This is a genomic window from Streptomyces sp. NPDC040545 (genome assembly GCF_055595065.1).
On the sequence record NZ_JBVIWA010000014.1, the window covers coordinates 104,513 to 119,246 of the forward strand.

General features: G+C 72.4%; 12 protein-coding genes. 3 read left to right on the forward strand and 9 right to left on the reverse strand.

Translation table 11 applies throughout. The features are described 5' to 3' along the window. Nucleotides 1–4 precede the first annotated feature (4 nt). Both ACZ573_RS25180 and ACZ573_RS25185 read right to left on the reverse strand, forming a co-directional pair. A complete protein-coding gene (locus ACZ573_RS25180) occupies nucleotides 5–1,900 on the reverse strand; it encodes a C1 family peptidase (RefSeq protein WP_471307763.1) in 1,896 nt (631 codons plus the stop codon). Between the two features lie 153 nt (nucleotides 1,901–2,053). After that, nucleotides 2,054–3,163: an FAD-dependent monooxygenase gene (locus ACZ573_RS25185; protein ID WP_471307768.1), complete on the reverse strand. Its 1,110-nt coding sequence runs from the start codon at nucleotides 3,161–3,163 to the stop codon at nucleotides 2,054–2,056. A gap of 166 nt (nucleotides 3,164–3,329) precedes the next feature. On the opposite strand from ACZ573_RS25185, the gene ACZ573_RS25190 reads away from it, so the two are divergent. From ACZ573_RS25190 to ACZ573_RS25200, 3 genes are all read left to right on the forward strand, one after another. Beyond that, on the forward strand, nucleotides 3,330–4,364 hold the full coding sequence (locus ACZ573_RS25190) for a TetR/AcrR family transcriptional regulator C-terminal domain-containing protein (protein WP_471307771.1): 1,035 nt from the start codon (nucleotides 3,330–3,332) through the stop codon (nucleotides 4,362–4,364). A gap of 11 nt (nucleotides 4,365–4,375) precedes the next feature. Continuing rightward, a complete protein-coding gene (locus ACZ573_RS25195; RefSeq protein ID WP_471307774.1) occupies nucleotides 4,376–5,581 on the forward strand; it encodes a DUF1266 domain-containing protein in 1,206 nt (401 codons plus the stop codon). Nucleotides 5,582–5,677: 96 nt separating this feature from the next. Then, complete coding sequence (locus ACZ573_RS25200; protein WP_314243005.1) at nucleotides 5,678–6,088, forward strand: PPOX class F420-dependent oxidoreductase; 411 nt, start codon at nucleotides 5,678–5,680, stop codon at nucleotides 6,086–6,088. 27 nt (nucleotides 6,089–6,115) lie between these two features. Here the strand turns inward: ACZ573_RS25200 and ACZ573_RS25205 are convergent, their stop codons facing one another. From ACZ573_RS25205 to ACZ573_RS25235, 7 genes are all read right to left on the reverse strand, one after another. Then, nucleotides 6,116–6,880 (reverse strand): hypothetical protein, encoded by a 765-nt coding sequence (locus ACZ573_RS25205; protein WP_471307776.1) that lies wholly within the window; start codon nucleotides 6,878–6,880, stop codon nucleotides 6,116–6,118. Between the two features lie 58 nt (nucleotides 6,881–6,938). After that, nucleotides 6,939–7,424: a hypothetical protein gene (locus ACZ573_RS25210; RefSeq protein ID WP_471307779.1), complete on the reverse strand. Its 486-nt coding sequence runs from the start codon at nucleotides 7,422–7,424 to the stop codon at nucleotides 6,939–6,941. After that, nucleotides 7,421–8,356, reverse strand: coding sequence for a GNAT family N-acetyltransferase (locus ACZ573_RS25215; protein ID WP_471307782.1), 936 nt, complete (start codon nucleotides 8,354–8,356; stop codon nucleotides 7,421–7,423). Before ACZ573_RS25215 ends, ACZ573_RS25210 begins: the two co-directional genes overlap by 4 nt. 81 nt (nucleotides 8,357–8,437) lie before the next feature. Beyond that, a complete protein-coding gene (locus ACZ573_RS25220) occupies nucleotides 8,438–9,067 on the reverse strand; it encodes a hypothetical protein (protein ID WP_471307785.1) in 630 nt (209 codons plus the stop codon). Between the two features lie 12 nt (nucleotides 9,068–9,079). Beyond that, entirely contained in the window at nucleotides 9,080–13,693 is a 4,614-nt protein-coding gene (locus tag ACZ573_RS25225) for a putative T7SS-secreted protein (RefSeq protein WP_471307787.1), read from the reverse strand. Next, nucleotides 13,693–14,250 (reverse strand): hypothetical protein, encoded by a 558-nt coding sequence (locus ACZ573_RS25230; protein WP_471307789.1) that lies wholly within the window; start codon nucleotides 14,248–14,250, stop codon nucleotides 13,693–13,695. Before ACZ573_RS25230 ends, ACZ573_RS25225 begins: the two co-directional genes overlap by 1 nt. Beyond that, nucleotides 14,250–14,663 carry a hypothetical protein gene (locus ACZ573_RS25235; RefSeq protein WP_471307790.1) on the reverse strand — a complete coding sequence of 138 codons (414 nt, stop codon included), beginning with the start codon at nucleotides 14,661–14,663 and terminating at the stop codon, nucleotides 14,250–14,252. The genes ACZ573_RS25230 and ACZ573_RS25235 overlap by 1 nt, the downstream gene beginning before the upstream one ends. Between the last annotated feature and the right edge of the window lie 71 nt (nucleotides 14,664–14,734).

Here is a 14,734-nt window from a genome sequence, read left to right on the forward strand (position 1 = left end):
CCTCTCAGACGGGGCCGATCACCGACCCCTCGTGCCAGCCCGCGCCGTCGCGCCAGTAGTGCTGAAGGCGGCGGTCGGTGCGCAGGACGATGACTTCCAGGTTGAACCCGAAACTGCCCTGGAGCATCCCGGTGACGGAGGCGACGTCGTGCCCGAACACCGCGCTGCGCCGCCAGGGGGAGCCGCCCGCGTTGCCCCGCCACCAGTGCTCGACCTGCCCGCCGGCGACGGCCACGCACAGCTCGTAGTTCCCGGCGCTGTCCTCGTCCGCGGCCCCGAACTGCCCCTCGATCAGGCAGGGCGCGGAGACGGCCGCCGTACCGCTGCCGAAGATCTCCCCGGCCCGCCAGGTGAAGCCGTTCGGATCGTCGCGCCACCACAGCTGCATGCGGCCGTCGGCAAGGGCGGCGACGAGGTCGAGGTGGCGGCCGCGGGTCTGGACGAGGGCGGGGCCGTAGTGGGCGATGCCGGAGGCGAACCGGCCGCCGTCGTTCCAGGTCCAGGGGGCGCCGTTGATCCGCCACCAGTGGTTCAGACGGCCGTCGGTGGTCCGGACGACCACCTCGAAGTTGCCCGGCTTGCCGTAGTCGCTCTGGATGAACGCCGGGGTGGAGCCGACGGCCGCGTCGCCCGGCCCGAAGAGGCCGCCGTCGCGCCAGGCCCCGCCGGACTGCTCGTAGTACCAGTGGCGCAGCCGGCCGCCGGTGGTCACGTGCAGGGACTCCATGTTGCGGTTGTAGGTGGTGCCGGTGAAGGCGGGCTGGCCGGAGGCGTCGGCGGCGAAGGTGCCCGCGCGGGCCCAGGCGAACGGGGAGTCGCCCTCGCGCCACCAGTGCTGGAGGCGGCCGCCGGGGGCGGTGGCGAGCAGCTCGAAATTGCGGTGGGCGCGGCCGTTGCCGCTCTCGTAGACGTTGCCGGTGTGCAGGCGGCGCTTGGTCCACGGGTCGATGTTGGTGCCGCGCAGGCCGCACTTGGCCCAGTGATCGATGTTGACCTCGCCGTAGGCGATCCGGCCGTAGCCGCCGACGTGGTAGCCCGTCCCCCAGGAGTTCTTGAACAGCCAGCAGCCGGCCGCGTCGTCGTAGCCGGTGATCAACACGCAGTGGCCGCCCGCGAGATGGTCGCTGGTGCGGTGGTAGACGCCGGAGCCGAGGCCGAAGAAGTCGTCGTAGACGTCGAAGCAGGCGGTCAGCGGGCCGACCGTGTCCAGCCAGACCTTCTGCTGCTCCACGTCGCCGAGCCGGACGTAGTCGGTGATCCGGACGGTCCGGCCGGACCGGTCCCAGCTGGGCGTGTACTCGGCGCGCCAGGCGTCGCGGCGGGCGGCCGGCAGACCGGCGGGCGGGGTGCTGTACGGCCAGCAGTCCGGGTCGGCGAGCCCGCCGTTCGCCTTGATCCAGTCGAGGGCGGTCTCCGGATTGCTGCCCTGGCCGCAGGTGAAGCGCAGGCCGTCGTGGACGTCCCCCTCGGAGCGCTGCGCCCATACGTCGTGCTCGATCCGGGCCATGGACTCCACCAGGCCGGCGGCGCCGAAGGCCCAGCAGGAACCGCACGGGTTCTGGTCCTTGACCTTGGTGATCCACGGCCATCCCCAGCGGTTGCGCCAGTCCACGGCGGCAGGCCGGGCCGGGGCAACCTGCGCCTCGACCCCGGGCAGCAGCCCGTGGGCGGCTCGGCGCCGGGTCAGATGCGGATTGCCGCTCGCGTGGCCGATGATCCCCGGGAGATCGATCACCCCCGCGTCCTCGGCGGTGGTCAGATTCGCCCCGGGCTCCAGACCGAGCGAGGGCCGCGGCACGGGCTCCTCGTCGGCGAGGTGCTCCAGGACCGACCAGCGCGCCCCCCGCGCGACGAGCTGCGCACGCAGCTCCCCCACCGACTGGACAGATTCCTCCGGCATGGCGGCCCCCCAGCTGCAACCGTTCGGATCCAAGACCCGGGAGCGTCTCCCCGGCGCCCGGGGGCGTCAAGGGGGTTCACACGGTCGCGCGGTGGCACGAGGGGGCGTGCCGCGGCGCTGGGCCGCCGGAACCCGCCGGGCGCGGCGCGATCGTCAGCCGTCCAGCGAGATCGCGTGCTTGGCGCGGTCCACCGATTCCCCGGACGCGGGTCCGCCCGGATTCTCCGTCGCCAGCGCCTGGTTGAGGTCGACGAAGGGCCGCATCCGCTCCTCGTAGCGGGCGTACGCGGCGAGGTGGTCGCCGCCGGCCCGGGCGAGGGAGCCGGCCAGCACGTGGGCGCCCACCAGGGCCAGGCTGGTGCCCTGCCCCGAGAGGGGGGAGGGGCAGTAGCCGGCGTCCCCGAGCAGGGCGACCCGGCCCCGCGACCACTGGTCCATGCGGATCTGGGCCATGGCGTCGCAGTAGAAGTCGGGCGCCTTCCGGGCGGCCTCGGCGAGGCGGGCCCCTTCCCACCGCACGGACTCCAGCCTGTCGGCGACGGTCCGCCGCAGAGCCTCGGCGGTGCGCAGTTCGGGGGCGAGGGGGGCGGACTCGAAGCCGAAGGCGATGCGCAGTTCGGTGTTGTCGCGGACGGGCATGATGCCGAAGCCCATGTCCCCGTCCCGCAGCCACATCTGCCAGTCCTCCAGGCCGAGGAAGTTGTCCGTGCCGAACACCGAGAGGTAGCTGCCCAGGTGGTGGGCGTAGCCCTCCTCGGGGCCGAAGGCCAGGCGGCGGACGGTGGAGTGCAGGCCGTCCGCCCCGACGACGAGGTCGAAGGTGCGCGGCGCCGCGTGCGCGAACTCCACCCGCACTCCGCTCCCGTCCTCCTCCAGCCCGGTGACGGTGTCGCCGAAGAGGTACTCGACGTCCGCGCGGGTGTGCTCGTGGACCATCCGCACCAGGTCCTCGCGCAGCACCTCGATGTCCTCGCCGTCGAGCCGGCCGCTGCTGAAGGTCGCCTCGGTGGAGCGGCCGACCTCGCTGCCGTCGGGGCCGAGGATCGACATACCGCGCATCCGGGTGCGTACGCGGCTCGCCCGCTCCAGCAGCCCCATGCGCTCCACCACGTCGAGCGCGACGCCGCGGATGTCCACGGCCTGCCCGCCGCCGCGCACGCCCGGCGCGCGTTCGACGACGGTGGGCTCGAAGCCGTGGCGGTGCAGGAGGTGGGCGAGGACGGGTCCTGCGATGCCGCCGCCGGAGATGAGTACGGTCCGCATGAGAGGCTCCTTCGGTGATTCGTACGGTGTACGCGTTCTGAATGTACGACGTACGCGCAGGCCTCTCAACTGGCACAACGACCGGCCTGTACTAGCTCAGACCGGCTCCGGAAGAGATCTCCGCTGCTACCCTCTGCACTAGTACAGGACAGAAAGGCGGGAGAACGTGACGCAGACCACAGGCGCGGCAGGCGCGGCCGGTGATCCGCCCTACCTGCGCATCGTCGCCGCGATCCGGCGGAGCATCGCGGACGGCGAACTCGCCCCCGGGGACCGCGTCCCCTCCACCCGGCAGATCGCCGCGCACTGGGGCGTCGCGCTCGCCACCGCCACCAAGGCGCTGACCACCCTGCGCCTGGAGGGCCTGGTCGAGGCCCGCCCCCGGATCGGCACGGTCGTCGCCGGGAGCGCACCCGCTGCACCCGCCGCCCCCACCTCCCCCACCGCCCCGGCGGCCCGCAGGCGCCCCTCGCCCGCCCCGGACACCGAGCCGGAACTGACCGTCGAACGGATCGTCCGCGCCGCCGTCGAGATCGCCGACGCCGAAGGACTCGCGGCGCTCTCCATGCGCGGTGTCGCGGCCCGGCTCGGTGTCGCGGCGATGTCGACCTACCGGTACGTGCCGAGCAAGGAGGACCTGGTCCTGCTCATGGCCGACGCCGCGTTCGGCGAGGCCCACCCCGCCGACGCCTACCCCGCCGACGCCCCCGAGGACTGGCGGGCGCGCGTCGAGGTGTGCGCCCGGACCCTGTGGCGGCTCTACCGCAAGCACCCGTGGCTGGCCCGGATCGGCTCCCTCACCCGCCCGTTGCTGGTGCCCAACCTGCTGGTCCACGGCGAGTGGATGCTGGCCGCCCTCGACGGCCACGGACTCGACCCGACCACCCTCTTCGACATCCACGTCCTGCTCTACAGCCATGTGCACGGCCTGGCGGTCCACCTGGAACTGGAGGCCGACGCCGAAGCCGCCACGGGCCAGTCGGAGGACCAGTGGATGGACAGCCGCGCCCCCGTCCTGCAGGAACTGGTGGACTCCGGCCGCTTCCCGACCTTCGCCAAGGTGGTCGGATCCTTCGACGACGGCTACGACCTGCGGCTCGACGCGCTCTTCGACCTCGGACTGGGGGCCCTCCTGGACGGCCTGACCCCCGTCGTCGAAGGCGAAGGACGCTCCCTCGGGCCCCGGCGCGGGCCCGTATAGGCTCGGGCCGTATGGGGACGTGGAGCGCGCCGAGCGCCATCGAGAGAGAGCTGTACGAGGCCAAGACCGCCGGCGACTGGGCCGCCTACTTCGACGTACTGGCCCGTACGCCGCTGTACGTGGCGCAGTCCCGGGCGCGGTCCGATGCGCATCCCGACTCGGTGTTCTTCCACGCCACCCCGGACCGGATGCTCGTCGTCCACACCGCCGGCATGCTGCCCGCCCCCACCCCCGAGACCGTCTACGAGTCGCGGAGCCTGCGCTGGTTCGCCAAGGTCTGGAACGCCGACGACCCCGCCTTCCTCGCCGTGAACCCGGGCTCCCCCTCCGAGGCCTACCTCACCACCGCCCCCGCCGACCTGGCCCGCTGGCGCGCCCACGCGGAGGCCGCCCCCCACTACGGCCTGCCCGAGGGCAAGGTCCACGCCCTGTTCACCGGCGGCCCGCTGCACGGTCCCGTCGCCCACGGCCTCGCCGTCGGCGGCCATCTCGCCGTGACGAACGGCGAGTTCTGGAACTCCCTCGCCTACCACGGCAGCGGCTACCAGTACGAGCGCCGCCGCGTCGCGAAGAGCTGGAGCATCACCGACCGGCCCGACTGGCTCTCCACCCTGGAGACGCTGCTGGACCGCGGAATGGTCAGCCCCGTCTGGGAGTACGCGCTCCGCGTCCGCCGCGCCCTCGCCTCCGACTTCGCCGGGCCGGTGGACATCGAGCACTGGCGGCACGCCGCCGAGGCGAGCCTGCGCCGCAACGCCGAACGCGCCGCCGAGCCGCAGCTCACCCCCGACGGGGTCACCGTCGCCCAGCCCCGGCCGGTCGCCGAGGTCGAGGGGGAGATAGCCGGCGTCAAACGCCTCATCGGCCGGATCACCCGCTACGAGCAGCGCTTCCGGGCCGACGGACTGCTCCCCGAGGACGGCTGGGTCCGCTCCGTGGAGGGCTGGGACATCGGCCGGGCCTCGCAGATGGCCCGCTGGGGCGTCGGCTGCCGCTACGGGACCGTCGCCGAGGCCGAGCAGGCCGTACTGCGCGCCGGGGAGGCGGCGCGCGACACGTACCGCACGTGGGCCGAGTTCTCCGCCGGGTACGTCCTCGGCCGGTGCCTGCACTTCGACGAGGAGGAGTTCGGCACCTGGTACACGACCGCCCTCGCCGCGCACCTCGCACTGACGACCGACCCGGCCAGCCCCTGGCTCAACATCCCCTGGAACTAGGCCGTCTCTTCCGGACGGTGTCCGACCTCGGGTAGTCGGCGACCGGGGCCGGAAACCGGCGGCGGGCCACCGGGGTCCCCGACTAGCCTCGCCGCCATGACTGTTGAGCTGAACGAGACCGTGCGGGGGCTGCTCGACGCGCCGCACCCCGCCGTCCTGTCGACCATCAACCCCGACGGAAGCCCGCAGAGTTCGGTGATCTGGGTGACCCGCGACGGCGGCGACCTGCTGGTCTCCACCGAGCAGGGCCGCCGCAAGGAGCGCAACATCGTCCGGGACGGGCGGGTCGGCATCACCGTCTTCGACCTGGCCAACCCCTTCCTCTACGCCGAGATCCGCGGCACGGCCACCGTCACCGAGGACATCGGCCGGGCGGTGGCCGTCCGTATCGCCGAGGAGTACATGGGCCCGGGCGCCGGCAAGGAGTACGCGCAGGCCCCGGCCGAGGACGTCCGGGTGGTCGTCCGCATCACCCCGACCAAGGTCCTCGGCAACGCGGCCCGCTAGAAGCACCGGCGAGCGGCCCGGCAGCCCTCAGGGAAGGCCGGGCCGGACCGCCGCCCAGGCGTCGACCGCCCGCGCCGAAGGGTCGGCGTCCGCGAGGTGGGGCCGCACGAGCGCCAGCCACGGGATCAGGCTCTTGATCCGGCGCAGGTGCCGGATCCGGTGGTACGGGAGGTCCCGCCAGACCCGGCCCTGCGCCGCGGCCTGCTCCGGGGTCAGGTCCATCAGCGCCAGCAGTTCCCGGCACAGGGCGGCCGGGTCACCGCCCTCGTCCGGGCCGAACTGCTCGATCAGGTAGACCTGTACGGAGGCCAGTTCGGGCGCCCGGAGCAGATCGGGCCCGCCCTCGGCCCGCACGCAGCGGTGGGTGGCGGCCAGCGCGATCCGGCCCCAGCGCAGCCGGATCCCGTCCGGCAGCCGCTCGTCCCGCATCCGCACCCCGGCCAGGACGCGCAGGGTCCGCGGGTGCGGTTCGTCCCGCAGCGGCGGGCCGGTGGCCAGCCAGGCCTCCAGCTCCTCCAGCGAGTGCCCGTCGGGCGGCACCGAGGTGAGCACCTGTCCCCGGGTGAGCAGCGCGACCATGGCGCCCGCGAGGTGGACCCTCGCGACGTGCCCGGCGTCGAAGGAGCCGACGGCCCGCCCGTGGCGCTCGATGCGGCGCAGGGCGATCCTGGATTCCCCGACGGCGTAGACCTGTCCGGCCCGTGCCACCCCGCCGACGCACCGGACCACGCACACCCCGCCCGTGACGTCGGCCTCCTCGACGGAGTACACCTGCAATTCGGCGATGGACACCCGCGCCCCCTTCCCCGGGCGGAGGTTACCTCCCGGGGCGGGTCCCGCGGGGCTCCTCTCAGGCCCGCTCGTAGAAGGAGTTGCGGTACGCCGGCGGCAGCTGCGGGTACAGCCTGTCCTCGAACGGCCTGACGTGCCGGCGCGGCCCGCCGTCCGTGCCGTCCGCACCCCGCGTGAAGACGGCGGCCTTGCCCAGCGAGAGCGAGGCGTTCGAGGTGAACGACACCTCGGTGCCGGACGCGGTGACGTGGACGGCCAGCCGGTTCCGGGGCAGGGAGGTGAGCCCGACGTCCGCCGTCACCGGTGGCCGCCAGCCCTCCATCACGAAGTCCTCCACGTGCACGAAGCCGATCTGGCACTGCAGCGTGTCCCCGGGCCCGCCGTCCCAGCGGTCGGGGAACCGCGGCAGGTCCAGGCGCAGGACGACGCCCGAGCCCCAGCCGTCCACGTGCACCGACCGCAGCCGGACGCCGGTCAGCCCGGGCACCTCGTCGTAGTACGGCGCGAGGACGGGCGGTCCGGGGACGAGGTCGGCCCAGTTCACCGGCTCGGGGCCTCCAGGACCAGGCGGATCTCGGTGACCTCGTAGCCGGCCCGGCCGAAGGCGGCGGCCATCGGCACGTTGACGGTGTCCGTGGTCGCGGTGATGCGCTCGGCGCCTGCGGCGGCGTGGAAGCGGGTGATCTCGCCGAGTATCTCGTCGATCAGCCCCTGGCCGCGCTGCTCCGGTACGACGCCCAGGTAGCCGACGTTGCGGTGGTACGGGGTCGCCGAGGGGATGGCCAGGCCCGCGAGGCGACCGTCCGGGAAGTGGGCCAGGCGCCACCAGGAGCGCTCGCCGGGGCAGTCGAGGTAGAACTCGAAGTCCTCGCGGGCCAGCTGCTCGGCGTCCATCAGCTCCAGTTCGTGCTGGGTGGCCAGGTCGAGGCTGTCGTGGGAGAGCCGGACGAAGGCGTCCAGCATCTCCTCGTCGGTGCCCTCGCGGAAGACGAGCCGGCCGGTGGGCTCCGCGGTGCCGGCGTCCGGGGTCCACTCGTAGCGCAGGCGCTCGATCTCGCGCGTCAGCCCGGCCGCGGTCGCGGCCTCCTGGCGCCAGGCGACCGCCGCGGCCAGCTCCGGCTGCTCCCGCCAGTCGCGGGGCAGCGAGAGGTTGTAGCCCGGCCGCTTGCCGAAGGCGGCGTGCCCGGCCTCCAGCAGCCCGGCGGCGACCTCGGCCGGTTCGGCCACGTCCCCGCGCACCTGGAGGCAGTCGAGCGCGACGGGCCGCTCGCTGTCGGCGCGCCCCCACCACAGGGCCCGGCCGAGGATCCGCCCGTCCTCGTCCTCGGCGAGCCAGATCCATTCGGGCCGGATCTGGTTCTCCGCGAGCTCCTCACGGATCCGCTCGGCGGTCAGGGCGGGCACGGGGCCGTCGGCGGGGTGGGCGAGGGCGCGGTCGAGGTCCACGGGGTCCGCGGTGGCGGCACGAAAGATCATTGAGAGATGATCACACGGGGCCACCGCTCCGACCAGGGACTTCGCCCCGCGGGCCGGTCACCGCCCCTGTCACTGCCCCGGTCACTCCCCCCGTCCCACGATCCCTTCCAGCGCGTGCGCGTACTCCCGCAGGCGCCGCTTGAAGGGCTCCGCCGAGCCCGACGAGGGCATCAGGAGCCCGGGAAGGGACGCGACCCGCCACATCAGGAACACCTCGTGGAGCGACCGTCCACGGCCGGGCCCGCCCCACGTGCTCGCCGCGCCGATCACCTCCGCGATCTCCCGGGCCCCGGACTCCACGTCGTCGCCGCCGCGCAGGGCCGCCACCCCCACCAGCGCCTGGAGGAGGTGCGCCAGCTGGAGGTCGGCGCCCATCCGGGCCATGCGGCGCACCGTTTCCGGCGCGCCGAGGTCCGGGGTGTACTCCTCGATGCATCCCGACCACATCAGCAGGGTGACCGGCGGGACGTCGTGCTCCCGCAGGTAGCCGAGCCCGTCCATGATCTCCATCGACTCGGCGTGGAAGTCACCCAGCCGCCGCACCACGTCCAGCACCCGGTCCAGCTCGCCGCGGTGACGCGCGACGAACGCGCCCACCGACACCGATTCCAGCGCCGCGCCGCACTCGACGAGCGCGCCGAGCGGACCGAAGACCTCGCGTACGAGCGTCGTCTCCGATGCCACCGGTACCGCAGCCCCTTGGTCCGCCATCTCGCCGCTCCTTCAGAATGTTCCCATCACATTTTCCACGAACGCCTTTGCCTGTGGGAGCGCCCGCAGGTGCTTGTTGAGCAGTTCGATTCCCTCCGCCGTGTTCACGAAGTACTCCGGCAGGTTGCCGCCGGGGCCGGAGTGCAGCCGGTACACGGACTCGGCGAAATCGGCGGGCACTTCCACCCGGACCACGGTTCCGCCAGGACCCGCGTACTGCTGCGCCGCCCGCTGGAAGTCGTCCGTGAGATAGACGCCCGCGTCGGGCGTGTACTCGCGTTTGACGTTGACGTCGGGATCGAGCGAGAAGTGGGTTCCCTTCCACTCCTGCGTGCCGTGGTACAGGACCTTGTACGGGGTCAGGCCGAGCGGGTCGAGTTCCCGGTACGGGTTGACCACGTACGCGACCGGGTTGGGCGCCGCCTTCAGCCCCAGCGGGTCCGGGCTGGCGTAGCGGGCCGTCTCCGGGTCGTAGTGCCGATGGACGTTGTAGTGGAGGCCCGACTCCGGGTCGTGGTACTGGCCCGGGAAGCGCAGCGGAGTCGCGGCGGTGCTGGCCGCGGGCCACGCCGTGGCGCCCCACACGGTGCTGCGGCTCTGCCAGGCCAGGGCGCCCGACTCGTCGACGAGCTCCGTCGGCGTGCCCACCATGTCGGTCACCATGGAGAAGAACCGCTCGTCGACCGCTTCCTGCGGCGCGTCGGCCGCCAGGATGCGCTCGGTCTGCGTGAGGGGCCGCAGACCGTTGTGCTCCCAGGTCAGGACCATCAGGTGCGGAGAGCCCGCGGTGCGCGAGATCTGCTCGCACAGCGTGGTGCCGTCCCAGACGAAGTCCACCTGCTCGACCACCGTCTCGCCGTCGGCCCCGAGGCGCTGCTTGGCGCTGCGCCGGCCCAGGGCGTCGTACCGGTAGCGCCAGACCGTCCCGTCCGGCGTGGTGACCCCGGTGAGGCGGTCCTCGGTGTCCCAGGCGTAGTGCCATGTGTCGGGCTTGCGGGAAGGACGGGCCTTCTGCCGCAGGACCATGCGGCCCAGCGCGTCGTACTCGTAGCGCATCGCCCCCGCGCGCGTGACGCGCGTGCCGTCGTAGACGCGTTCCCCGCGGGCCGCGGCCCCGGGATGGGCCTCGGGCCAGGAGGCCGTGCTCTGGTTGCCCGTCTCGTCGTAGGCGTAGCGCTCGCTCCAGCCCGCCGCGTCGACACCGGTGATCCGGCCGACGGCGTCCAGGGCGAAGGTCCGGCTGCCGGTGTGCGAGTCCTCGATCCCGGTCAGCAGGCCGTCCGCCCGGTAGGAGAAGGCACGCCTGCGCGCAGAGTCCCCGTCCGGGCCCGCCAGGTGCTGTCCGGTGAGGCGACCCGCCTCGTCATAGACCTGGGAGAGCGTCAGGCCGCCCACACGCCGGGTCAACTCGCGTCCCACCGCGTCCCGTTCGAAGGTGAGCGTGCGCCCCGAGGCGGTGAGTGCGCTGCGCCGGCCCGTCTCGTCGTACGTCCACGCGGACCGGGCCCCCGTGGGGGTGGTGCGGTGGGTCCGGCGGCCGAGCGCGTCGTACTCGAAGCCGATGGTGCGGCCGTCGACCGTCTCGGAGCGGACCAGCCCGGAGCGGTCACGAAGCCAGGTGATGGTGGAATCCTGGCAGGTCGCCGCCACCAGGTGGTCGGACACGTCGTACTCGAAGGTCGTGACCGCGCCGGCCGCGTCCTTGCGGACCACCTGCCCGAGCACATTGCGCTCGAAGACGATGGTCGTGCCCAGTGCGTCGGTGCGGGAGATCAGCCGGCCCGCCGCGTCGTAGCGGTAGCTGATGGACCGGGAGTCGAAGTCGTTCTCCTCGACCAGCCGGCCCGCGCCGTCGTAGGTGTAGTTCCAGCTCCTGCCGCGGGGATCGGTGACCTCGGTGAGCCGCAGGTCCGCGTCGTAGGCGAAGGCGTAGCGGGTCCCGTCCGGCCGGGTCCGGGCGGTCAGCAGGTCGAAATCGCCGTACTCGCTGACGGTCACCCCGCCCGCGGCGTCCCGGTGGGTCAGGCAGTTCCCCTCCCCGTCGTACGTCCACGACTCCTCGCTGCCGTCCGGGTTCACCCGGTGCAGGATCAGGCCCTCCACGCTCCACGTGAAGCGGGTCGTGTGGCCCAGCGCGTCGGTGACCGAGGCCGGACGGCCGAAGGCGTCCCGTTGCCACGAGGTGGTCGCGCCCAGCGGCTCCGTGGCCGACACGACCCGGCCGGCCGCGTCGAAGCGGATGCGCGAGGTGCGGCCGAGCGGATCGGTGACCGAGGACAGCTGACCGCGGCTGTTGTGCGTGAAGAGCGTGGTCGCACCCGAGGGGCCCGTCACCGAGGTGCGGTTGCCGCGTTCGTCGTACGTCTGGCGGATGACCGTGCCGTCCGGATTCACCACCTTCACCGGCAGCCCGAGCTCGTTGTACTCGGCGCTCCAGGCGCGGCCGTCCTGGCGGACGACCGAGAGGAGCCTTCCGGCGTCGTCGTAGGTGCGGTGCGTGGACAGGCCCAGCGGGTCGGTCTCGGTCAGCAGGCGCCCGTACCGGTCGTACGTGAGACTCGTGAGCGCGCCCAGCTCGTCGGTGCTGGCGACGATCCGGTACTGGTCGTCGACCAGGTAGCGGCGTATGTGTCCGGCGGCCGTGGTCACGGTGGTGATGCGGTTGCCGCTGCCGGGGTCCACGTCGTCGTAGGTGAGGGTGAGCGCCAGATGGCCGCCGGAGCCGCCCTCGGCGATGCAGCGGTCCTGGTCGTCGTAGGCGTACTCGTACCGGCGGTCGTTGGTGTCCGTCCACGAGGTGACCCGGTCGCGCTCGTCGTAGGCGAAACGCAAGGGCAAGCCGGAGGAGTTGACGACCTCCGTCAGGTTGCCGCCGGTGTATCCGTACGCCAGGACGCGCGGGCCACCGGCCAGATGCAGGGCGGTGATCCGCCCGTCGGCGGTCTCGAAGCGCAGCCCGTGGCCGGCGCTGTGGGAGATGCCGAGCGGGGTGCCGGCCGCGTCGTACTCGAAGGTGATGACATTGCCGTTGCGGTCCTCCAGCTGCGCGAGCGGGGCCGTCGCGGACCCGGAGTCGTCGGGCGGACCGGTGAAGCGGCGGACAATGCCGGTGTCCGGATCGGTGACGGTGTAGTCGCCGTCCGGGGCCCGCTCCAGGGGTATTCGGGCACCGGAGACCGGAACGACGGGGACGCCGGGAGCGGGGTGCGGGAACGGCAGGAGGAGGCCGTCCTCCGTCACCAGGATCACGCCCTCGGCGTCGATCTCCAGCCGCTGGTCGATCGTGCTCGACCACGAGGGGCCGAACCAGCGCCCCGAGCGGTATCCCGAGTCCACCCTGCGGGTGAAGACCAGCGGAAGGGCGCCGGGCAGCTCCACATCCGTCTGCGGGAGATACATCCGGCCGGTCGCCAGGTCGATGGGGTCGGTGCCCTCGCTCGTCTTGTGCACGTCCGGCTTGTCGCTCGCACCCGGACCGTCCTTGTTCAGGGAGACGCGGGGCTTGCTCGCGGGGATATCGTCCGCCAGCTTGGCGACGCTCGCGCCCTTCTTCAGGGCGCCGAGGCCCTTGGTGCCGACGAGTTCCGGGAGGAGCTTGCCGACGCCTTCGCTGGGGTCCTTCATGAACTCGTCGAGCATCTGCTTGCCCGCGCCCATGGGGTCGTTGACCGCCACGGCCAGGCCCGCGACCGTCGAATTGAGGCTGGTCAGGTACTCGGCGGGATGGGTCAGGTTGTACGGGTCCATCGGGTTGACCGAGCGGACGAAGTTGGCGAGGCCCGCGGTGCCCTTGATGACGCCGCCCGCGAGATGGGTCTGCGCGAGGTCCAGGTAGTCCATGCCGTCTTTGAGCTGCTCGGCGTACGAGGGCTTGGGCGGGGCCGCGTCGCGGGCTGCGCGGACCGCCGTACGGGCCGTCTCGGCCACCTCGTTGCGCTGGGTGCGCGCGGTGTCGAGCTTGTCCTGGGCGGCCTTCATCAGCGGCTCGCCGGGGTCGGTGAAGTCATCGGCCGGCCGCGGCGGCAGCGTGTCCTTCTCCGCCTTGACCGCGGCCTTGTAGTCGGTGATCGACTTGTTGTAGGCGGTGCGCGCGTCCTGCGAGACCTTCTTGGCCTTGTTGTAGTCCTCCAGGGCCTCCTTGGCCTTGCCCTGCGCCCACTCGACGGTCTCCGCGAAGCGGCTCATCGCGTCGGCGGCCTTGCCGAAGGCCTCCGCCGCCTCGAACCAGCGCGGCGGCTCCTTGGCGATCGCCTCCCGGAACGCGTTCGCCGACGCACCCTTCAGACCATCGCCCTCCAGACCCTTCAGACCGTTGCCGACCATGGTGAAGGAGGACTTGAAGTCGTTCAGGTGCGAGACCTGCGCGCGGATCTTCGACACACTTCCGTAGACCAGCTTGTTCGGGTCCTCGGTCTGCCCGAGCTCCAGCTCCGAGACATCGGCGCCCAGCTGGTTGGCGGCGGAGCGGCTCTTGTCACGGACCCAGTCGCCCGCCTCGTCGAGACCGACCTCCTCCGCGACATCGGCGACCTTGTCACCGGTCCACTCGATCGCGTCGCCGACGTCCTTGGCCCGGTCCTCGACCCAGTCTTCCGCCGAGTCCGGTACGAAGTCCTTCCAGCCCATCAGTTACCGCCCCCGCCGGCCTGGTCCAGCAGATCCTTGATCGAGCCGATCTTCCCGCTGGAGGTCAGCTTGTCGCCCGTGTCCGACCAGGTCTGCTTCATGTCCTGCCGGCCCTTCTCGAAGGACTCCGCGCTGTAGTCCGGCTTGTAGACGTCCGCCCGCCAGATGTCGTCCCAGCTCTTCTGCTCGATCTCGTCCTCACTCGCGTGCGGATTGCCGTACGCGGCATTGGCGACGACCTTGAACGCGCCCTGCATGTACTGCTCTTCCTCCCACACCGTGCCCGCCGCGATACCGAGGTTCCCGGCGAGGGTGCTGGCGTTCTGCACGAGACTGCGCACCCCCCACTCCCAGCGCTCGCAGAAATCCTCGAAGTCGGTGGCCAGGCCCATGTGCCCGGCCTCCATCCCCGTCATCGACAGATCACTGAACCCGGCACCCTGCGAGGCACCGGCCGCATCCCCCGACTCGCGCAACTCGGCGATGGCCTTGCGCAGACCGTCCTGGATGTTCTTGACCGCGGCGGCCGAGACCTCGAGGTCCCCGTCACCCGCCATCAGACGGCTTCCGCACGGTCGGGCTCCGCATCCACGGCGTACGCGTCCGCGACGATGCCCACGACCGGCGGGAACAGCATCGAGGCCTCCTCGTCCGCGACATCGACGGCCACCCCGGTCGGGCCGTCGACCGTGGGAATCACCGCGTCGAGGAGCCGGGCGCCAAGGATCGAGAGGTACCCCCACTCGCGGGCCCCGGTACCGGCACCGCGCGCCTGCGCGAAACGGGCCAGCGCCCCCTCGTCCGTGAACGCGTAGATCCAGCGGACACCGCCCTGCCACCCCGACATCGGACCGCCGTCATCACCCTCCGACAGCGGCACGAGCAGCGGAGTACGGCGGAATTCGCCCAGCAAACGACCCGAATGCCCGGAGCCGCCCCGAACGGCGGCTATCTCCTCGGTCAGTCCCATGTGTTACCCGTCCCCGTGGTCGGTGAGCAGCCAACAATTCGCATACGTTACTAAGAGATGCCCGGGGGTCC